Here is a 19,721-nt window from a genome sequence, read left to right on the forward strand (position 1 = left end):
TCCACGGCCCGGCGGTGGGCGACGGTCGCCGCCCACGTCCTGACGGAACCGGCCTCGGGCCGGTAGCGGGCGGCCTGCCGCCACAGGTCGATCATGACCTCCTGCGCGACCTCCTCCGACTGCGCCCGGTCGCGGACGACTTTGACCACGATGCCGAAGACCAGGGGGGCCAGGGCGTCGTAGAGGGCGGAGAACGCCTCCTTGTCGCCCTGGGCGACGTGCCGCATGACGTCGGTGAGGTCGCCGCGGTCGGCGTCGGCGGGCCGGCCGGTGCCGAAGGGGATCGGTCGGCTCACCTGTGCCGCTCCGGCCGTGGGGAGCAGGTGGAGGGGCGGCCTGGGGCGGCCGTCGGGGGGCGGGGCATCCATCGCATGCCGCTCCTTGTGTCGTCGCTCGTGCGGGGACGGGCCGTCCCCGGGGACGGCCCGGTCCGGGAGAACCGGGTGGGTGTCGCCTCTTCTTCGTAGCGGAAGGGCTCGCGGATGGGTGGCCCTTCCGCCGCCCCGCTCCGTCGGCGCTCCGTCCTCGCCCGGACGGCAACACGGGGGAGCCGTTCACTCTTTCGGAGGTCGGACCCATCCGCCGGGCGGGTGTCGCCGAATGACGGGTGTGAGCAGCTTCCGCAGCAAACTCGTGCGCGTCACCCTCGGTGCGTCTGCCGGCCTCCTGGCCGGCTTCACGGCCCTGGCCGTGGCCGAGCTGGTGGCCGGACTCGTGCGGCCCGCGGCGGGGCCGGTCACCGTCGTGGGCGGTGCGGTGATCGACCGGACCCCGGCCGCGGTGAAGGACTTCGCGATCCGCGCCTTCGGGGAGAACGACAAGACCGTCCTGCGGCTCGGGATCCTCGCGGTTCTCGCCCTCGTCGCCCTCGCCCTGGGCACGCTCGCCCTGTCGCACCGGCGCGCGGGAGCCGCGGGGGTGCTGCTGTTCGGGATCGTCGGTGCGACGGCCGCCCTCGGCCGGCCCGACTCCACCGGCACCGGCGACGCACTCCCCTCCCTGGCGGGTGCCCTCGCGGGTGCCCTCGTCCTGTACGTCCTCGCCTCCAGGGCCGTACCGGTGCCCGCTCCCGCCGACGGGGGCGCGGGCGGGGGATGGAACCGGCGCGGCTTCCTCACCGCCGCCGGTGTCACGGTCGTGGCGGCGGCCTCCGCCGGGGGCCTGGGCCGGTTCTTCACCGGCCGGCGGGCACGGGGTGCCGCCGCCTCGCGCGAGGCCCTGGTCCTTCCGGCGCCCGCCTCCCCGGCCCCCGCGCTTCCGGCCGGCGTGCGCCTGAAGGTCCCCGGCATCACCCCCTTCACCACCCCCGCCTCCCGCTTCTACCGCGTCGACACCGCCCTGACCGTGCCCAAGGTCGACGCCGGGACCTGGCGGCTGCGGATCCACGGCGAGGGCGTGACGCGGCCCCGCACGTACACCCTCGACCAGCTCTTGGCCCGCCCCCTCATCGAGCGCGACATCACCCTGACCTGCGTCTCGAACGAGGTCGGAGGCCCCTACGTCGGCAACGCCCGCTGGCTGGGCGTCCCCCTCGCCGACCTCCTGGAGGAGGCCGGCGTGCTCCCTCCGTCGCGGGGAGGACGCGCCGACCAGCTGGTGGCGCGCTCGGTGGACGGCATGACGCTCGGCTCCCCGGTCGAGGACCTCATGGACGGCCGGGACGCGATGCTCGCCGTCGGCATGAACGGCGAACCCCTCCCGTTCGAGCACGGATTCCCGGTCCGGATGCTCGTTCCCGGCCTCTACGGCTACGTGTCGGCCTGCAAGTGGATCACCGGCATCGAGCTGACCGCCTTCGACGCCTACGACCCGTACTGGGTGAGGCGCGGGTGGGCCCGCGAGGCGCCGGTCAAGACGCAGTCCCGGATCGACACCCCCAAGCCCTTCGCCCGCCCGGCCGCCGGCACCGTCGTCGTCGCGGGTGTCGCCTGGGCGCAGCGCCGCGGCGTCACGCGCGTCCAGATCCGGGTCGACGACGGCCCCTGGCGGGACGCCGACCTCGCCGCCCGGGCGGGCGTCGACACCTGGCGCCAGTGGTCCTACCGCTGGGACGCCACCCCCGGCGGACACACCCTCACGGTCCGCGCCACCGACGGCACCGGCCGGGTCCAGACCGAGCGGCGCACCCGGACCGTCCCCGACGGGGCGAGCGGCCGGCACGGCGTCTTCGTCACCGTCACCTAGACCACCGGTGCGGCCGGAGGCCGCACCGGACAGCACCACCACCTGTGCACACAACCGATACGAATCGCTCAAGGAGCAACCCGTCATGAGCAGCACGAAGTTCCGCCGCACCGCCGTCGCCGTCGCCGCAGCAGCCCTGCTGCCCTTCTCCCTGGCGGCGTGCTCCGACTCCGACAGCGGCACCGCGGCCGCGCCGTCGAGCGCGGCGGGCAACGAGGCGCAGACCGGTGCGACGCCCACCGAGGACGCGATGACCGACGACCAGCCCTTCGGTCCGGCCTGTGCCGGTGTGCCGAAGGAGGGCGCGGGCTCCTTCGACGGCATGGCGAAGGACCCGGTCGCGACCGCCGCGTCGAACAACCCGGCCCTGTCGACCCTGGTCGCCGCGGTCAAGCAGGCCGGGCTCGTCGACACCCTCAACAACGCCGAGAACATCACCGTGTTCGCGCCGACGAACGACGCCTTCGCCAAGATCCCGAAGGCGGACCTCGACAAGGTCCTCGCCGACAAGGCCACTCTCACCAAGATCCTCACCTACCACGTCGTCGGCGAGAAGCTGACGCCGAAGCAGCTGGAGAACGGCTCCTTCGAGACCCTCCAGAAGGGCACCGTCACCACCGCGGGCTCCGGGGAGTCCTACACGGTCAACGACACGTCCAAGGTCGTCTGCGGCAACGTGAAGACCTCCAACGCCAACGTCTACATCGTCGACACCGTCCTCATGCCGAAGTAACGCCGCCCGCCGGCAGCGGCGACGGCGACAGCCCCGGCCCCGTGCCCCTCCCGCCGTGGAGGGGCACGGGGCCGCTTCGTCCTTCTCGTCACTTCTCGCTCACGAGCGGCGAATAGGTGACGAGCGATACTCGCCCTGGCCCGCCTGGAGCCGGGAAGGCTCCCCGAAGGACGGGCGCGGGCCGTCATCGCCGCCTGCCGGGAGATCCGGGAGGGCCGGCTCCACGACCAGTTCGCGGTCGACGTCCTCCAGGGCGGTGCGGGCACGCCGGCGAACACGAACGCGGACGAGGTCATCGCCAACGGGGCGCTCGAACTCACGGGGCACGCCCGGGGGAGCTACGCCGAGCTCGGCCGCGCCCAGCCGCAGGACGCCGTGCCCATGCCCCTCGGGCGGGAGTTCGACGCGTTCGCCCTGACCGTGCGCGACGGCGCCGAGCCGATCGGCGGCGGCCGCGAAGCGCTGCTGGAGGTCACCCCGGGGGAACGGCCATCGGTGCCGGCCTCGACGCCGATCCCGGGTCCACGGCCCGCAGGGCCGGTTTCTCGGGCTCTCACGTTTCAGGTCATCGGGGTGAAGCCGCCGAACGTACCGCCTGTTGCGGAATCTTCCCGGCCCCGCCGGACGACCGCGCACCACGGTGCGGCGGTGGCCCGGCCGGGCCCCGTCGATCAGCCCGGTCGGTAGGTGCCCACGCTCCACTCGTGGCCCTCGGGGTCGAGGACCCGGGCGCGCCGCGCACCCCATCCGGTCTCCTCCGGCGCGATCACCGGGACCCCGCCCGCGGCCACCGCGCGGACGTACCAGCGGTCCACCGCCGCGGGGGAAGGCAGGCACAGGTACAGGCCGCTCCCCGTGCTGACGCCGTGCAGGGCGGGCCTGTCGTACGCGGAGTGCGCCGTGGCCAGCATCAGGACCACGTTCCCGAGACGGACCTCGGCGTGGCCGAGCGAACCGTCCTCCGCGTCCTGGCGCCGTACGACCTCGAATCCGACCTCCGCGAGCCAGACCAGGGCGGCTTCGGCGTCCCGGTAGCCGAGGTAGGCGTGCAGATCCGCGGCCGCGTCGCCGGCGGAGTCCGGATCCTCCCGGCCCCCCGCGCCCCCGGCCGCCCCCGCCGCGTTCGTCATGACGTCCTCCTCGGGAGAGCGTGGGCGCGCGTCCGCCCGTACCGAGGCCGGGGAGCCGAACGGCATCCCGTCCGCGTCGTCCGTGAACCGGCCCGGCCCTTTCCGCGGACGCCGGTACCCGTCCTTCCCCCCGGCCCCGGCCCGCGGATGCGGTGCGGGGCCCGGATCCTCGCGCCGCCCGTCCGCGCCGCTCCGCGCCCTCCCGCGGCGTGCTCCCGGCCGCGCGTCTCCGGCGGCGGCCGAGGCCGTGCGGGCCGCCGCCGACGCGGTCCGCACGGCCGTGCGGGGCCCTCCGCCGGGGCGGGGCCGCCGACGCGCTCCCGGGGCCTACCAGCCGTTGAGGTGCACGACCTCCGAGACCGGGCGGCGGCGCACGGGGCCGAAGTTGCCCATCGGCCAGCCGACCGGTATCGCGGCGAAGGTGCGCATGTCCTCGGGGATGCCGAGGGCCTGCTTCCACTCCTCCTCCAGCATCAGGTGCCAGATGGTGATGTTCGCGGCGAGGCCGAGGCCACGGGCGGCGAGCAGCAGGTTCTGCACACCCGGGTAGACGCAGGAACCTTCCGCGAGAGCCATGAAGCGCTCCTGCGTCTCCCCCATGCGCCGGGTCGCGTCCGGGCCGAGGGCCTGCGCGGAGGCGAGGTAGCCCTCCTCGGTCACGCGCGGTGCGGGGAACTGGTAACAGGGGATCACCAGGACGGGGGTGTCGGCGAAGTGGTCGCGCTGGTACTCGATCGCGGCGACCATGCGGCCGTAGGCGGCGTCGTCCATGCCCGCGGGGGCCAGCGCGCCCGTGGTGGCGAGGTAGGCGTCGACGCAGCGCTTCCACAAGGGGGCGAGGCGGGCCATGACGTCCCGGTCGGTGACGACGACGTACTCGAAGCGCTGCATGTTGCCGCCGCTCGGACCCCAGACCGCGGCCTGGACGAGCTGCTCGACGAGCTCCTCGGGGACCGGCTCGGGCTTGATGCGGCGCATGGCGCGCATGGTGGACATGGTGCCGAAGAGACGGGGATCGGTGTCCGCACCGATGAGATCGTTCATGATCGCGGAGTGTAGACCTCGTGACCGTGCGGACAAGAGGCTGCCGCCCCTCCCGGCGCCGGCCCCGCTTCAGTTCTCCGAGGCCGCCACGCGCTCCGTCCGGCCGCGCAGCTGGTAGGGCCGGAGCCGCTGCTTCCGGTCGCGCCGGGGAACGGCCACGGCACGACGGAACTCGGAGGTCTCCCCGGGGAGACGGTCGGTCGGAGGGCGGCAGGGCCGCTCCGGGGGGACGGGCGGATGCGTCGCCTCCCTCTGCAAGCGGGAGCCGAGGACGAATCCGGCCATGAGGACGGCGACGACGACCAGGCCGATGAAGACGTGCACGGGGACCTCCGGTGAGGGAGCGGATTCTTGCCACCTCTACGGCGTCACCGAGGCCTTCGGATGCCCGTGCTTTCCGAACCACCCGCCCGGTCGAACTCCGCTTGCGCCCGGGGCGTCGAGTCCGTGCCCTCGCCTCCGGGGGTGCGCTGCTCGCGTGCGTCCCGCCCGCCGGGGCGTCGCCGTACCGCTGTGCCGCCCCGGCGGGCGGGACGGCGGTACGGCGACGCCCGGACCGGTCAGGCCCGGTACCGCCCCGGAGCGGGGTCGGCCGAGTCCGAGGCCTGTGCCGCGCGCCACGTCCGGGCGCCGCAGTTCGGCGGGAACGGGGGGAAGAGGTGTCCGGCGAGGTCGATCCGCCAGACGTGCCCTCCGGTGCAGTCGCAGACGTATGCGCCCGCCGCCGGCGTGTAGTGGCCGGGCAGGAACGTGACAGACGGGGCCATGAGGCGTCCTGGCTTTCTCTGGGGGACTGGGCGGCCGGAATTCACGGACGGGCGTCCGCGCGGATGCGCGGCCCCCGGGGACCACCCGGACGGCGGTGCCCGCCGGACCGCCGTCGGGCGCGTGCCCCGCTGTCCTCACCGGGGGGCCGGGCACGGAACGGGGCCCCCGCCGCTCCGTCCCGGAAAACGCTGCGGCCTCACAACGCTGCACGAACGATGCGACTGGTCGCGCCCGTCCGCCGGAGGGACGCTGGTCTTCCTCCGCCCCGTCGACCTCCCGGCCCCGGCCGCACGGTCGCACCGCGGAGGTACGCGACAGAGCAACGTCCCAACCGGGCCTCGCCTCACGGGCGGGGATCGACGATCGGGGAGGCTTTCATGAACACCCACACCCTCGCGGTGGACGGACTGGCCGCCGGCGTCTGGCAGTCCGGACTCGCCCAGGTGCTCGGCGGCCTGGTCGTGGTCGTCGTCCTCATCGGCGCCTTCGTCCTGGGCATCAGGCTCACGAGGAAGGAGCTTCCGCCCCCGGACCCCGAGACCCAGCCGCACCGCCCCGAGACCGACCGGCACCCCGGCGAGATGTCCGAGTACCGCAAGCCCTCCGAGATGCCGCACACCGACGGGGAGCACCGTCTCCTGCCCTACAACCTGAAGAACTCCGGTGAGGCGTCGGCCGATCCGCCCAGCGAGGAGCAGCGCAAGTGGGGCGGCATCTCCAGCGGAGGCTTCGGCAGCGGCGGCACGGGGCACGGCGACTGAGACGCCCCGGTCCCGTCCCCGCGGAGCGGTGAACGGCGCGCGAGGATCCCTCCCTCGCGCGCCGTCTCCCTGCCCCCGCCCGCTCAGCGGGGGAGGCGCGTTCCCGCGTCCACGGCCGTGCCGAAGCGGACCCCGCGCCCGGCCCGCGTCCGTCCTGTGTCCGCCCCGCGCCCGGCCCGCGCCCGTCCTGTGTCCGCCCCACGTCCGCCCCGCGCCCGGCGCCGCGCCGGCACGGGGCTCACGGTCGGCCCCGGGGGATGGCGGCCGGCGGGATCCCGTGTTCCGCTGGGGCCGTGGGCATCTCTGCGCCGCGGCCTCGTCCCGAGGGACCCCTTACGGCCGTCGGCATCGCGACCCCGTCCCTTTCCCCGGACGCTTCCGGAGACGACCGGTGCCCTCCCGACCCCCCGCGCCCCCGTGCGCCCACTGCCTGGCCCGCGACGACGACGCACCGCCGCACGGCGACGTCGTGCGCGAGGCCTTCGAGTCCCTCTTCACCGACTGGTACCCCGTCGTGCTGCGCTGGGCCCGACGCCGCTGCATCGATCCCGAGGACGCCGAAGACGTCGCCCAGAGGGTGTTCGCGGACCTCTGGTCGCACTCCGGCCGGTACTGCCCGCGCCGCGGAGGCCTCGGCCCGTGGCTGCGCGGCATCACCACCCACAAAGCGGCCGACGCGTCCGGCGCGCTGGTGCGCCGCCACGAGGGCTTCCGCCGCCTGGGCCGCGGGCCCGCCCCGGAGAGCCCCGACGCCTGCGCGCGTGCGGTGGAGCGGCTGGGCCTCGCGGGCCACCTGGCCGGTCTGCCGCCCGAGCGCCGCGAGATCCTCTTCCTCGCCTACTACCTGGGACTCACGCAGCCCGAGATCGCACGGCGCCTCGGGCTGCCCCTCGGCACGGTCAAGAGCCATACGAGGAGGGCGCTGCGCTCGCTCGCCGGGGTCGTCGGCGAGCGGGCGTGACGTCCGTCCGGGAGGGCCGCGCGCCGTCCGGTGCCATCGCCCCCAGGAGTCTTCTCGCCATCCAGTCGGGCCCCCGCCGCGCCACCCGCCGGGACCAGTGACGAAGGCCCGGGGGAGGCTCGTCGAGCAGCCGCCGGAGGGCCGCCCCGGCCGTCCTCCCGTCGAGTCGCGACGGGTCGAGGCACCGGGCCAGGCCGGCGCGTTCGGCGTCGTGGGCGATGGCGAACTGGTCGCTGGAGAAAGGCAGGACGAGCGCCGGCGTCCCGGAGGCCAGTGCTTCCGTGAAGGAGTTGTTCCCGCCGTGGTGGACGACGGCGTCCACCTTCCCGAGGAGCCAGCGCTGGGGCACCACCGCGTCGACGTGGACACCGGGTCCCGCCAGGTGCGACAGGGCCGCCGCGCGGTCGCCCGCCGCCACGATCACGGCCGTGTCGGGCAGGTGCGTCCGCAGGCCCCCCACGAGCAGCGCGAGCACGTCGTCGCGTGCGGAGAGGAAGGTGCCGAGGGCGATCAGCACCAGCCGCCGGTGCGTGGCCCGGAGCCGTCGCGGCACCGCCTCCCACGGCGCGCCCGGCCCCGGTTCCGCGGCGGGCACGCAGTGTCCTCCGTGGACGAAGGCCGTGCCGTTCTCCGGCCGCCGGGGCAGCCAGGGGAAGTCGGGGTAGTTGAACACCACCGCGTGCGGCGAGGCCAGGGCGAAGGCCCGTCCCGGAGGCGGGGCGGCCGGAGCGTGGAGGCGTGCCGTCTCCGCGAAGCGCCGGGTGAACGCCGTGTCGACGGCCAGCGCCGCCCGCCGCAGGTCCGCGAGCTCCTCGTCGGAGGGCCGGATCGCCTCGGGCCAGGCGTAGGGCACGCCGAAGAGCGCGCTCCCGGAGGCGGGAACGTACGTGGGATGGCCGGGGCAGAACGTGGCGTAGCGCAGCCCCAGGCAGTGCAGGGCCAGCGTGACGGGGTAGCTCAGCTGGTCGACCACGTACCAGTCCGGCGCCAGCCGGGCGTGCAGCGAGCGGATCCGCGTCAGCGTGCCCTCCGGGTCCGGCAGCATGTCCTGGCCGCGGTGGCGGCACTGCGTGAGCAGCGCGGACACGGCTCCGTGCCGGGTGGAGTCGAGGAACTCGTCCAGGCGGGCGCGCTCCCCGGCCGCCTGCGGGGTGTTCCGGGCCACCCCGGTGTTCGCGTTCCGCGTGACGGTGAGGGGCGCGAACCCCACGTCCGCACGCTGCGCGAACCCCTCGAACTCCGGGGCGCACGCGAAGAAGACGTCGGCGCCCCGACGGGCGAGCGCCCCGGCCAGCACGGAGAGCGGCTGGGCGTGCGAGGCGAACGGAGGGCTGACGACGACCACGCGCGGACGGCGACCTTCCGGGGGTGAGGGCTCCATGCCGACGCTTTCGCCTCCCGCCGTACCGCCGGATGCACCGGCGGCGCGGTCGGCCCGCGGCCCGCTCCGCGATCCCGCGTTCCGGCCCGTGCTCCGGCCCCCGTTCCGGCCCGTGCTCCGCTGCGTGCCCCTGCCCGTGCTCCGGTTCCGTGCCCCGGCCCGCAGGTCCGTCCGTGATCCGGTCCGTCCGTGATCCGGTCCGTCGCGATCACGCACCTCCGCGGGGCGCCCGGGTGCTGCATCCGGTCCTCCGGTCCGTCACGAACACCTGGCGGCCGACCGCCGACGACGAGGACCGGCGGCCGACCGTAGACGACGAGGAGTTGCGATGAAACGCTCCCGCCCTGCTCCGGCTCACGCGGGACACCTGCCGCGGCGCTCCGGGCGTGCCCTGCCCGAGCCGTTCCTGGCCGTGCGGGCCGGGCACTGGGGGAGAGCCGCGGACGGCTCCACGGGCTGGCCGAGCGCACCGAACCTCCTGGCGGAGCTCGTGCGGGCCGAGTACCACCGGGACGGCCCGGCGGCACCGGGGCCCCCGGCGCTCGCCTCGCCCCAGGACCTGGTCCTGGCCGGACTGAGGAGGCGGCTGCGGCTGGGGAAGGCCCCCACGCCGGCGGAGTGCGTCCGGCTGCTCCTCGAAGGCGGTGACCACACGCGGGCCGCGGTCTTCGACGCGTGGCCGGACGTCGTACGGCTCCACGGGCCGGCGCGTGCGCAGACCGCCCTGCGCGCCGGCCTCCGGGCCGGCCGCGCACCCGAGGCGGTCCCGCAGATGCTGGACCTGGCCGCCGCGGCCGGGCTGTGGCCCCTCACCCGGACCGAGCTCGCCGGAGCGGCGTCGGCGCCGGCGTCCGGACGCCGGGTGCGGCACGCCGCCTGGCGCCTCCTCGCCGCGATGGGCGAACACTCCCTGATACCGGGAGTCCACGTCGCCGGGGACGCGTACGAGAGGGCGCTCCTGGCCGCTCTGGGCGGGAAACCCCCGATCGGCCCGGACCCGACCGGGGCGCGGCCGGGCCTCCTCGTCGCCCAGTCCATGCTGATGGGGCACCTCGACCGTCCGGGCGAAGGCATGAGCGGGGGACTGGGCGTTCTGCTCGGCTCCCTGGGGGACGCGCTCGCGGACACCGAGGCCGTCGCCGGCGTCCTCACCGTCGTGACGGCCGACCTCGCCGGGCTGGAGGCCGACCCGTGCCTGCTGCGCCGCCGCGGCCGGGGGCACTGGGTGCTCAGGATCCCCGTGGACAGCGACCACCAGATCCGACCCGAGGAGACGGGGGAGCACCGGGAGGCGATGACGTGGTGGGCGACCGTCCTCCTCACCTCGCTGCGCAGGCCGGTCGACGTCCTCCACGTCCGCTACGCCGACGACGGCTCGCTCGCCCTCGCCGAAGCCGCGCGCAGGGCCGGGACGTCCCTGGTGTTCACCGCCACCCCGGATCCCCACCGGCAGATGACCGAGCGGTACGGCGCTCCCGGCGCCGACCCGCTCGCCCTCAGGAACGACCTGCACCGCGTCTTCCTCGCGGACCGGCTGGTGGAGAGGGCGGACCGCGTCGTGGGGATCGCGGGGCGGGACGGAGGAGCGGCGGAGCTCGTGCGGTACTTCCCCCAGCTGGTGGACCGGTGCGCCGGAGGCGCGCCGAGCGCCCCGCCGGAGGGCATCCCGCCGTACCTGCCGCCCGCGCACGGGGCGCGGCGGCGCGGCGTGCTCCTGCGGGCGATCGACGACGCCGCCGAGCCGGACCCGGAGGACGGGCGCGCCGCCTCCTCGGTGCTGCTCAGCGTGGGCCGGCTCCACCCGGTCAAACAGCAGGATCTGCTGGTCCGTGCGTGGATCGCCTCGGGATGCCACCGCCGTGCCGTCCTGGTGCTCGTCGGAGGCGGCCCGCACTCCGGGGACCCCGTCGAGCGCATGATGCGCGCACGCATCGAGGAAGCGCTCCGCACCCGTCCCGAAGCGCGCCGCCGCCTGCTGCTCCTCCCGGCCCTCCCCAACGCGGAGGTCCGGATGCTCGAACGGGCCCTCGCCGATCCCGCGAGACGGCTCTCCGCGCGGTACGTGTGTCCCAGCGCCAAGGAGGAGTTCGGTCTCGCGCTCCTCGAGGCGATGGAGGCCGGGCTGCTGGTGGCGGGTCCCCTGCGCGGCGGCGTGCCGCACTACGTGGCCGACGGCCGCAACGGCCTCCTCGTCGACACCTCCACCTCGCGGACGCTCGGCGAGGGGCTGACCCGTCTGCTCGCCGTCGACGACGCGCGGGCGGCGGTGATGGCCGCCCGCGCCCGGAGCCTCGTCCGGTCCACCTACTCGTCGGCGGCCATGGCCCGCGCGCTGGCCGAGCAGTACGCGGCGGTGACCGCGAGCCGCGCCGCGCCGGCGGGACGCCCCCTCCCGGCGGTGCCTCCCCGGCGCGGGGGGCACGCGCACGGAGCGTGAGGGGGCCGCGCGGCGGCGCCGGCCCGGGACCGCGGCCCCGTCACCCGGTCCGGCGGATGGCGTGCAGGTGGGCGAAGACGACGAGGTTCTCGGTGTAGTCCTTCGCCGTGCGGTCGTACGGGCCCGCGCAGGTGATCAGCCGCACCTGAGCCTCGGGGGTGTCGGCGTAGACCCGCCGGTCGGGGAAGTCGTCCTTGCGGAAGCTCTCGACGGACTCGACGAGGAAGACGGCGGTGGTGCCGTCCGCGCGGGCGATGTCGAAGGTGTCTCCGGCGTCGAGCTCGCCGAGGCGGGCGAAGACGGCCGGGGCGGTGGCGGTGTCGAGGTGCCCGGCGACGAGGGCGGTCCCCCGCTCGCCGGGCGAGACGCCGGCGGCGTGCCAGCCGACCAGGTTGGTGTCGTCGGCCGGCGGCGGGTCCAGGGCGCCGGAAGCCCCGATCCGCAGATCGGTGAACGGCGCGTCCACGCCGATCCCGGGAATCGTCAGGCGCACCGGCGCGGACCTCGGCATGGCGGTGCCGGACGGCGGTGCGGGGCGGGACGGGGCCGGACGCGACGCGGCGGAGCCGGGTTCCGGTGCGGCGACCGGAAGGTCCCCGGCCGGGGTGGAAGCGGCGGGCCGCGGCGGCGCGGTCGTGCCGGGCGCGAACAGTCCCGGGCCGAAGAAGGTCAGGAGCAGCACCAGTACCAGCGTCCAGAACACCGCGGGCGCGACCCACCGCATGGTGCGCCGGGGGTCTTGCTCGCGGGCGGGGTTCGGCCGGGTCTTCACCGGGAGGGGGCCTTTCGTGTGCGCGTCGGATCGGGGCCTGGGCGGGGCCGGAGCGCGTGGTCCCTCCCTGACGGCGGCTCACGCGTTCCGGCCGGTGCCCCTTACGCGGCCGCGCCCGCGGCCTTCTTGCGGCGGTGGAGGACGAACGCGGCCGCTCCGGCGGCCAGCACCACGGCGCCGGTCACGTCGGTGCCCGTGCCCGCGAGGCCGCCCCCGCCGGTGTGCATGCCGCCCTTGGGCTTGTCGTGCTCCTTGCCCCACTCCTTGGGCCGGTCCTTCTGCGCGGGCTCGGAGGCGGAGCCGGGCTTGGACCAGTCGTCCGCGTCCACCGCGGTGAGCGCACCGCCGCCGGCGTGGACGCCGCCCTTGGGCTTGTCGTGCTCCTTGCCCCACTCCTTCGGCCGGTCCTTCTGCGCGGGCTCGGAGGCGGAGCCGGGCTTGGACCAGTCGTCCGCGTCCACCGCGGTGAGCGCACCGCCGCCCGCGTGCACGCCGCCGTGCGGCTTGCCCCACTCCTTGCCGCCCTCGGGGCGGTCCTTCTTGCCCTGCTCGTCCTTGGACCAGTCGTCGCCGCCGGTGAGGGCCAGGGCGCCGGAGCCCGTGTGCATGCCGCCGTGCGGCTTGTCGTGGTCGCGCTTCTGGCTGTGGGCGGCGTCGTCCTTGTCCCGGTCGCCCGAGGTCAGCGCGTACGCGCCGGGCGTGGTCAGTGCCAGGACGGCGGCGGTCGCGGTCGTGGCGAAGAGAATGCGGGCAGAGCGCATCGGGGGCTTCCTTCCGTGCGCCGCGCGAGCCGGCCCGCTGCCGGCTCTTCGCACGCGGCGACATGGCCCACCGTCAGCGGCCCTGTGCGCGCCTGCCACTTGAGCTAGTGCATCCGGGAAGGAAGGGCTGCCGAAGAGAGCCGAAAGGGCGTCAGGAACGCGTGCCGGAGCCGACCGCGGCGGGCCGGAGGCGGGCGGGTGCCGCGGAGGGACCTGTGCGGGCGGGCCGGAGGGCGCCGCGCACCCGTCGCCGTTCGGCGCGGTACGGAATCGTTCGCGTCGCGCGCCCCGGCGCGGGAGCACGGCGGCGACCGAGGCGCGGGCGCCCGTATCGGTGGAATGACCGATGTGCGGCGGGCGCGGTCCCGGCGATGGTTCTCGTAGATCGTTCGCGGGTGCCCGTGGGGCGCCCGGTCTTCGAAAGGACCCTGCTGTGGGTACGTATGCGGATCTGGTGTTCGTCGGCGGAAAGGTGGTCACGGTCGACGCGGAGTTCTCCGTGGCCGAGGCGCTGGCGGTGACCGGCTCGGTGATCGCCGCCGTGGGCGGCCGGGAGGACGTGGCTCCGCTGGTCGGTCCCGACACCCGCGTCGTGGACCTGGAGGGGGCGACCCTGCTGCCCGGCATCAACGACTCGCACCTGCACGGCTGCGCCTTCGGCATGGCGAGCCCGCCGCTCTCGCTGGACCTGGGCCACCCCGCCGTCTCGTCGCTCGCCGACGTGGCCGGGGCGGTGCGGGAGGCCGTCGGGCGGGCCCCGGCGGGGCGGTGGATCACCGGGCACGGCTGGGACACCGGCTACCTCGACGAGTGCGTCGCCGATCCGTCCCGGCAGCCCTCGCGGGGCGACCTCGACGCCGTCAGCCCGGACCACCCGGTCGTCCTGTACTCCTTCTCCGGGCACGCCACCTGGGTCAACTCCAAGGCGCTGGAGCTCATCGGCGTCGACCGCGGCACCGTGGCGCCGCCCGGCGGGGCCATCGTGACGGACGAGCGGGGGGAGCCGACCGGGCTGCTGCACGAGGGGGCGCAGGCCCTCGTGCAGAACGCGCTGCCGCCGCTCGGCCGGCGGGAACGGGCCGAGGCGATCCGCTCCACCCTCGCCACGCTCGCCGCCCTCGGCATCACCAGCTACACCGAGCCCGGGCTCGGCCCCGGCGGCGACGGCATCATGCGCGGCGCGCTCGGCACCGAGACCCTCGACGTCTACCGAGACCTGCTCGCCGACGGCGAACTCACTGCCCGTGTGGGCGTGTTGCTCCTGCCCACCGGCATGACGAGCACCGCCGAGGAGTTCGCCCGGAACCTCGACGCCCTCGACGCCGCCGACGCGCCGGGGGGCCACGACCCGCGCCGGCTCGCGATCCACGGCGTCAAGGTCTTCGCCGACGGCATCGTCCCCAACAAGACGGCCTGGATGCACGAGCCGTACGTCGGCGGCGGCTGCGGCTCCCTGTGCGTCGGCGGCGACCTCGACGAGGAGCGGGTCGGCGAGATCAGGGCCATGGTCCGCCACGCCCACGCCGCCGGCCACCAGCTCGGCGTCCACGCCACCGGCGACCGGGCCATCGACACCGTCGCCGACGCCTTCGCCGAAGCCGCCGCCGCCCACCCCAGGCCCGACGCCCGCCACTACGTCATCCACGGCGACTTCCTCACCCCGCACGCCATGAAGGTGCTCGCCGCCCACGACTACGGGGTCAACATGAACCCCACCATCAAGTGGACCGTCGCCGACATGGAGGAGGACTTCGTCGGCGCGGGCCGCGCCGCCTACGCCTGGCCCTACCGGGACGCCATCGACGCCGGCGTGCGCGTCGCCAGCGGCTCCGACGCCCCCGTCACCCACCCGGACTGGCGCCAGGGCGTCGCCACCATGGTGCTGCGCGAGTCCAAGGCCGCCGGCCGGGTCAGCGGCCCGGAGCAGCGCATCGCGCTGGCCGAGGCGATCCGCACGTACACGATCGAGGCGGCCCGGCAGGACTTCGCCGAGGACTGGAAGGGATCCCTGGAGCCGGGCAAGGTCGCCGACCTGTGCGTCGTCGGCGGCGACCTGCTCGGCGCCGACCCGCACGCCGTCCCCGGGATGCCCGTCGTCCTCACCGTCCTGGACGGGCGGATCGTGTACGACGCCCTGGGGTGACGCCCGGCGCGGGACCGTGCGCGACGGGACGGCGGGGAGCGCGGCGGCGGGCTGCCGCGCGGGACCCGGCGCGGGACCGCGCGACACCCCGGCCGGTTGACGTACCCCAGGCCGATGATCATCCTGAGGGGATGGCGGCACAGCGCGACACGGCGGACATCCTGGACTCGGCCCTCCGCGTCCGGGAAGCCGCCCGGAGCGCCACGGCCGGCGCGGCCGGCGTCGACACGGTCCTGACGGCCCTGTCGGAGGTGGTGGAGCACGACCACGCCTCCCTCTCCCGGTGGGACCCCCGGCGGCGGCGCCACACCACGCTCGCCGGCAGCTACCCCGAGGACGCCACGGCCTACATCGAGACCCGCCTCCACCAGGACCCGGTCTTCCCCGTGATGCGCAGCCCCGCCCGGGGCGGGGTGTGGCTCGGGGACGTCCCCGAGCGGCTCCTCGCCGCCTCGCCGGGCTTCCGGGACGTGCTGTCGCCCCTCGGCGTCGAGGACGGCGTCGCCCAGTGCCTGTTCGCCGCCGACGGCCGGTACGTCGGCATGCTGAACGTCAGCGTCCGGCGGCGGCTCCGCACCCCCGACCCGGCGCGCGCCGTCGTCACCCTGCTCACCGAGTCCCTCGCCGCGGCCGTCGCCTCCTGCCCGGCCCCGCCCGCGGAGGCGGCGGCGCCCGCGCCCGGCCCGGCGGCCGGGCCGGGCGGGCTCTCGCCGCGCGAGCGGGAGGTCCTTGCCGAGCTGTCGGCCGGACGCACCAACCGGCAGATCGCCGAGCGCCTCTACATCACGCCCCGCACCGTGGGGACGCACGTCGAGCACATCCTGGCGAAGCTCGACGTCCCCAACCGCGCGGCCGCCGCCGCCCGGGCCGCGGGCTGGGGGATCGAGCCGACCCGCTGAACCCCCCGGCCCCGCGGCACCGGATACTGGCCGGGACCGAACCGGCCGGGATCGACCCGGCCGGGCACCGGCGGGGTCGGTACCGACGGGGCAAGGCCGGTGGGGCGGTACCGGTGGGAACAGGGGGCGAACCGTGGAGTGGACGCTGTGGGCGGGCGTGGCGGCCGGCCTGCTCATCTCGGTGGTGACCGCGCCCGTGGGGGTCTCGGGCGCCGTCTTCCTGCTCCCGGTCCACCTCAGCGTCTTCGGCGTGCCGAACCCCGCCGTCACCCCGACGAACCTGCTCTTCAACGTGGTGGCCGGCCCCGGCGCCCTCTGGCGCTACCGCCGCGACGGTGCCCTCCGCGGCCCGCTGGCCCGGCGGCTCGTCGCCGGCACCGTGCCCGGAGTCGTGGCCGGTGCGGTGATCCGCGTCCACGCCCTGCCGGGCCCGACCGTCTACCGCCTCCTCATCGCCGGGCTCCTGCTCCCCCTGGGCGTGTGGCTGTGCGTCCGCACCTTCCGCCCCGCCCGCCCGGCGAAAGCGGCCGCCCGCCCCGCCGAGACCGCCGCCCCCGCCGAGGCCGCCGTCCCCGCCGGGGGCCCAACCCCTGCCGGGGAACCGTCCCCCGCCGGCCTCACCGCCCTGGCCCTCGCCGTCGGCGTCGTGGGCGGCGTCTACGGCATCGGAGGCGGCTCGCTCATCGGCCCGCTCCTCGTCGCCCGCGGCCTCCCCGTGGCCAGGGTCGCGCCCGCGGCCCTCGCGACCACCTTCGTCACCTCCGTCGTCGGGGCCGCCGCCTTCGCCGTGCTCTCCCTCACCGGCGCCGGCGACATCGCCCCCGACTGGTGGCTGGGCCTGGCCTGCGGCCTCGGCGGTCTCGTCGGCGGCTACCTCGGCGCCCGCCTCCAGCCGCGCCTGCCCGAACGGGCCCTCCGCCTCCTCCTCGGCGCCCTGGCCACGGCGATCGGCGGCCTCTACGCCGCCCAGGCCCTGGTCTGACCACCGGGCCCGCCCGGCGGCCCGCCGACGGCCCGCGGGCCGTCCCGTCACCCGGCCCCGACGCCCAGCCGTTCCGCGACGGAACCGAGCGTCTTCCCGAGGGGAAGCCCGACCCGGGCGACGGCCAGCTTGTCCCCGCGCGTCGGATCCCGGTTCACGATCACCACCGGCGTACCGGCCTGCGCCGCCTGCCGCACGAACCTCAGCCCCGACATCACCGTCAACGACGACCCCAGCACCAGCAGCGACGCCGCGCCCCGCACCAGCTCCCGGCACCGCTCCACCCGCTCCGCCGGCACGGTCTCGCCGAAGAACACCACGTCCGGCTTGAGCACCCCGCCGCACACCACGCACGGCACCACGTGGAACCCCGCCACCTGCTCGTCCGTGAGATCGGCGTCCCCGTCGGGATTGACCGCGGCGGGCACCGGATCGAAGCCGGGGTTGGCCTCCTCCAGCCGCCGCGCCAGCTCGCGCCGCGCGCTCACGTCCCCGCACTCCAGGCACACCACCCGGTCGAGCCCGCCGTGCAGCTCCACGACCCCCTCGCTGCCGGCGGCCTGGTGCAGTCCGTCCACGTTCTGCGTGATCACCCCCGCCAGCAGCCCCGCCCGCCCGAACGCCGCCACCGCCCGGTGCCCCTCGTTCGGCCGCGCCCGTCCGAACGTGCGCCATCCGAGGTGACTGCGCGCCCAGTACCGCCGCCGCGCCCCCGCCCCGCCCGTGAAGTCCTGGTACGTCATCGGCGTGTGCCGGCTCAGGCTCCCGCCCTCGCCCCGGTAGTCCGGAATCCCCGACTCGGTGGAGATCCCGGCCCCGCTGAGCACCAGCACACCCCCCGCCCGCACGAGGTCGACGACGGGCTCCGGATCCGTCGTGCCCGGCGGAAGGTCCTCGGCCGGTGTCCAGGTCAGAGTGGGACGCATACGCATGCGGCCAGCGTACGGAAGAACGATCCGGGACGGCGGACGGAGAGCGGCGGACGCCGGTGGCGCCCCGGGGCACCGCTCTTTCACATCGCGGGCGAGTGGATCACGCCCGTTCCGGTGTTGGACCCGGTGGGCGGCGGCAGGGAGGCTGGGTCCGGCGCGTCGGACCGTCGGCGCGCCGCCCGGGGAGACGCAGGGGGAGTGCTCGTGGACGACGTGTTCCGGACGACGTGCGGTGAGGTCCGGGGTTTCCGGGCGGCGGACGACGTCGTCGCCGTGCTCGGCGTCCCGTACGCCGCGCCGCCCTTCGGCGCCGACCGGTTCCGGGCGCCGCAGCCGGCCGCGCCGTGGAGCGGGGTCCGGGACGGTACGCGCTTCGGGCCGGTCGCGCCGCAGTCGGCGGAGCTCCCCGGCGCGCCCGTCTGGTCGCCCGGCGACGAGGACGTCCTCACGGTCAACGTGTGGACGCCGGCTCCGGACGGCGGTTCCCTGCCCGTGCTCGTCTGGTTCCACGGCGGCGCCTACGCCTTCGGCTCCTCCGCCCAGCCCGACTTCGACGGTACGGCCCTGGCGCGGGCCGGACTGGTCGTGGTGACGCTCAACCACCGGCTCGGCTTCGAGGGCTTCGGGCACCTGCCCGGCACCGGCGGCGAGGCCCTCCCCGACAACCGGGGGCTGCTCGACCAGGTGGCGGCCCTGCGCTGGGTGCGGGAGAACATCGCCGGTTTCGGCGGGGACCCCGGGAACGTCACCGTCGCCGGCCAGTCCTCGGGCGCCGCCGCCGTGGCCTGCCTGATGGTGACGGACCGGGCCCGGGGACTGTTCCGCCGCGCGATCGCGCACAGTCCCGCGAGCGTCTTCCACACCCGGGCCGTCGCCGCGGCGACCACCCGCGAGATCGCGGCGGAGGCCGGCCGCCCCGCCACCCCGGAAGGCCTGGCCTCGGCGCCCCCGGAGGCCCTGGTCGCCGCGGCGGACCGGGTGGTCCAGACGTACCGCGCCGACCCCGCCTCCGGGTCCCGCCACTACGACCCCTCCCTCTTCGCGCCCGTCCTCGGCGGGGACGCGCTGCCCGTCGACCCCCTCACGGCGCTGGCCGCCGGAGCGGGCCGGGACGTCGACCTGCTCGTCTGCCACACCACCGAGGAGTACTGGCTGCTCGACGCCGTCGGCAGCTGCGCCGAGCTCAACACGGATGCCGAACTGACCCGCTTCGCCGAGGACTTCGGGCTCCCCGCCGAACTGGTCGACGGCTACCGTGCCGCGCGGCCCCACGCCCCGGTCCGCGACGTGTACCTCGCCGTCTTCGGCGACCTGCTCTTCGGCGAGTTCGGCAACCGGCTCGCCGACGCCCACGCCGAGGCGGGCGGCCGGACGTACCTGTCCCGGTTCGACCGACGGCGCGGGGGCGGCGCGGGCGGGGACGAGACCGGGGGAGGGAGCGGAGCCGAGGCCGGGAGCGGCAGCCGGGACGGCGGAGGTACGGCGGTCCGGGCCTGGCACTGCGCGGACGTGCCGTTCGCCTTCGGCAACCACGCCGACCCGCGCCTGTCGTTCCTCATCGGCTGCGCCCCCACCGAGGCGGACCACGGCCTCGCCCGCCGCATGGTCCGCGCCTGGGCCGGCTTCGCCGCGACCGGCGACCCGGGCTGGGCACCGCTCGGTGCCCCGGACGCGCGGGCCGTCCCCGCCCGGACCGTCCACGTGTGGACCCCCGAGGACCAGACCCCGGACCGCCTGCCCGCCACCCCGCCGCGCGAGCTGTGGGCGACGGTCGGCTTCCCGGTGCTGCGCCCGTGAGACGGACGGTGCGGAGGGCGTACGCGAGTGCGCGTC

19 protein-coding genes are annotated in these 19,721 nt (G+C 76.0%); 10 read left to right on the forward strand and 9 right to left on the reverse strand.

The features are described 5' to 3' along the window. On the reverse strand, window positions 1-296 hold a 296-nt coding region (locus IE287_RS35765; RefSeq protein WP_268255017.1), incomplete at its 3' end, for a sigma factor. A gap of 304 nt (window positions 297-600) precedes the next feature. Here IE287_RS35765 and IE287_RS35770 point away from each other — a divergent pair. The 3 genes from IE287_RS35770 (at window position 601) to IE287_RS35780 (ending at window position 3,604) form a co-directional block, all read left to right on the forward strand. Then, on the forward strand, window positions 601-2,184 hold the full coding sequence (locus IE287_RS35770) for a molybdopterin-dependent oxidoreductase (RefSeq protein WP_189853583.1): 1,584 nt from the start codon (window positions 601-603) through the stop codon (window positions 2,182-2,184). 85 nt (window positions 2,185-2,269) lie between these two features. Then, window positions 2,270-2,917, forward strand: a complete 648-nt coding sequence (locus IE287_RS35775; RefSeq protein ID WP_189853584.1) for a fasciclin domain-containing protein — start codon at window positions 2,270-2,272, stop codon at window positions 2,915-2,917. A 135-nt stretch (window positions 2,918-3,052) separates the two neighbouring features. Next, window positions 3,053-3,604 carry a lyase family protein gene (locus tag IE287_RS35780; protein ID WP_268255018.1) on the forward strand — a complete coding sequence of 184 codons (552 nt, stop codon included), beginning with the start codon at window positions 3,053-3,055 and terminating at the stop codon, window positions 3,602-3,604. On the opposite strand, the gene IE287_RS35785 is transcribed toward IE287_RS35780, so the two are convergent. The 4 genes from IE287_RS35785 to IE287_RS35800 all read right to left on the reverse strand — a co-directional run bounded on the left by IE287_RS35785 (window position 3,589) and on the right by IE287_RS35800 (window position 5,858). Continuing rightward, the gene (locus tag IE287_RS35785; protein WP_189853585.1) at window positions 3,589-4,047 is read right to left on the reverse strand and encodes a VOC family protein; all 459 of its coding nucleotides are present in this window, start codon (window positions 4,045-4,047) and stop codon (window positions 3,589-3,591) included. The two genes, IE287_RS35780 and IE287_RS35785, sit on opposite strands and share 16 nt — an antisense overlap. Window positions 4,048-4,374: 327 nt before the next feature. Then, entirely contained in the window at window positions 4,375-5,091 is a 717-nt protein-coding gene (locus IE287_RS35790) for a nitroreductase family protein (RefSeq protein WP_189853586.1), read from the reverse strand. A gap of 69 nt (window positions 5,092-5,160) precedes the next feature. Then, window positions 5,161-5,415, reverse strand: a complete 255-nt coding sequence (locus tag IE287_RS35795; RefSeq protein WP_189853587.1) for a DUF6479 family protein — start codon at window positions 5,413-5,415, stop codon at window positions 5,161-5,163. A 236-nt stretch (window positions 5,416-5,651) separates the two neighbouring features. Then, window positions 5,652-5,858, reverse strand: coding sequence for a hypothetical protein (locus IE287_RS35800; RefSeq protein WP_189853588.1), 207 nt, complete (start codon window positions 5,856-5,858; stop codon window positions 5,652-5,654). A gap of 378 nt (window positions 5,859-6,236) precedes the next feature. Here IE287_RS35800 and IE287_RS35805 point away from each other — a divergent pair, with 378 nt between their 5' ends. Beyond that, window positions 6,237-6,620, forward strand: a complete 384-nt coding sequence (locus IE287_RS35805; protein WP_189853589.1) for a DUF6479 family protein — start codon at window positions 6,237-6,239, stop codon at window positions 6,618-6,620. Between the two features lie 391 nt (window positions 6,621-7,011). Beyond that, window positions 7,012-7,581, forward strand: coding sequence for an RNA polymerase sigma factor (locus IE287_RS35810; RefSeq protein WP_189853590.1), 570 nt, complete (start codon window positions 7,012-7,014; stop codon window positions 7,579-7,581). Here the strand turns inward: IE287_RS35810 and IE287_RS35815 are convergent. After that, the gene (locus IE287_RS35815; RefSeq protein ID WP_229883958.1) at window positions 7,520-8,926 is read right to left on the reverse strand and encodes a glycosyltransferase; all 1,407 of its coding nucleotides are present in this window, start codon (window positions 8,924-8,926) and stop codon (window positions 7,520-7,522) included. The genes IE287_RS35810 and IE287_RS35815 overlap by 62 nt on opposite strands. Window positions 8,927-9,290: 364 nt before the next feature. Between IE287_RS35815 and IE287_RS39235 the strand changes: the two genes are divergently transcribed. After that, window positions 9,291-11,399: a glycosyltransferase gene (locus tag IE287_RS39235; RefSeq protein WP_189853592.1), complete on the forward strand. Its 2,109-nt coding sequence runs from the start codon at window positions 9,291-9,293 to the stop codon at window positions 11,397-11,399. A gap of 40 nt (window positions 11,400-11,439) precedes the next feature. Here the strand turns inward: IE287_RS39235 and IE287_RS35825 are convergent, their stop codons facing one another. Both IE287_RS35825 and IE287_RS35830 read right to left on the reverse strand, forming a co-directional pair. Beyond that, entirely contained in the window at window positions 11,440-12,171 is a 732-nt protein-coding gene (locus IE287_RS35825) for a class F sortase (RefSeq protein ID WP_229883959.1), read from the reverse strand. 101 nt (window positions 12,172-12,272) lie between these two features. Next, window positions 12,273-12,932 carry a hypothetical protein gene (locus IE287_RS35830; protein ID WP_189853593.1) on the reverse strand — a complete coding sequence of 220 codons (660 nt, stop codon included), beginning with the start codon at window positions 12,930-12,932 and terminating at the stop codon, window positions 12,273-12,275. Window positions 12,933-13,365: 433 nt separating this feature from the next. Between IE287_RS35830 and IE287_RS35835 the strand changes: the two genes are divergently transcribed. The 3 genes from IE287_RS35835 (at window position 13,366) to IE287_RS35845 (ending at window position 16,956) form a co-directional block, all read left to right on the forward strand. Beyond that, window positions 13,366-15,075 carry an amidohydrolase gene (locus IE287_RS35835; protein WP_229883960.1) on the forward strand — a complete coding sequence of 570 codons (1,710 nt, stop codon included), beginning with the start codon at window positions 13,366-13,368 and terminating at the stop codon, window positions 15,073-15,075. A gap of 131 nt (window positions 15,076-15,206) precedes the next feature. Then, on the forward strand, window positions 15,207-15,974 hold the full coding sequence (locus IE287_RS35840; RefSeq protein ID WP_189853595.1) for a helix-turn-helix transcriptional regulator: 768 nt from the start codon (window positions 15,207-15,209) through the stop codon (window positions 15,972-15,974). Window positions 15,975-16,107: 133 nt separating this feature from the next. Further along, complete coding sequence (locus IE287_RS35845; RefSeq protein WP_189853596.1) at window positions 16,108-16,956, forward strand: sulfite exporter TauE/SafE family protein; 849 nt, start codon at window positions 16,108-16,110, stop codon at window positions 16,954-16,956. Window positions 16,957-17,003: 47 nt separating this feature from the next. Here IE287_RS35845 and IE287_RS35850 read toward each other — a convergent pair whose 3' ends face one another. Further along, window positions 17,004-17,888 carry an NAD-dependent protein deacetylase gene (locus tag IE287_RS35850; protein WP_189853597.1) on the reverse strand — a complete coding sequence of 295 codons (885 nt, stop codon included), beginning with the start codon at window positions 17,886-17,888 and terminating at the stop codon, window positions 17,004-17,006. Between the two features lie 213 nt (window positions 17,889-18,101). Between IE287_RS35850 and IE287_RS35855 the strand changes: the two genes are divergently transcribed. Further along, the gene (locus IE287_RS35855) at window positions 18,102-19,685 is read left to right on the forward strand and encodes a carboxylesterase/lipase family protein (RefSeq protein WP_189853613.1); all 1,584 of its coding nucleotides are present in this window, start codon (window positions 18,102-18,104) and stop codon (window positions 19,683-19,685) included. The last annotated feature ends 36 nt before the right edge of the window (window positions 19,686-19,721 follow it).

It is taken from the genome of Streptomyces omiyaensis (genome assembly GCF_014650895.1).
Classification (GTDB): domain Bacteria; phylum Actinomycetota; class Actinomycetes; order Streptomycetales; family Streptomycetaceae; genus Streptomyces; species Streptomyces omiyaensis.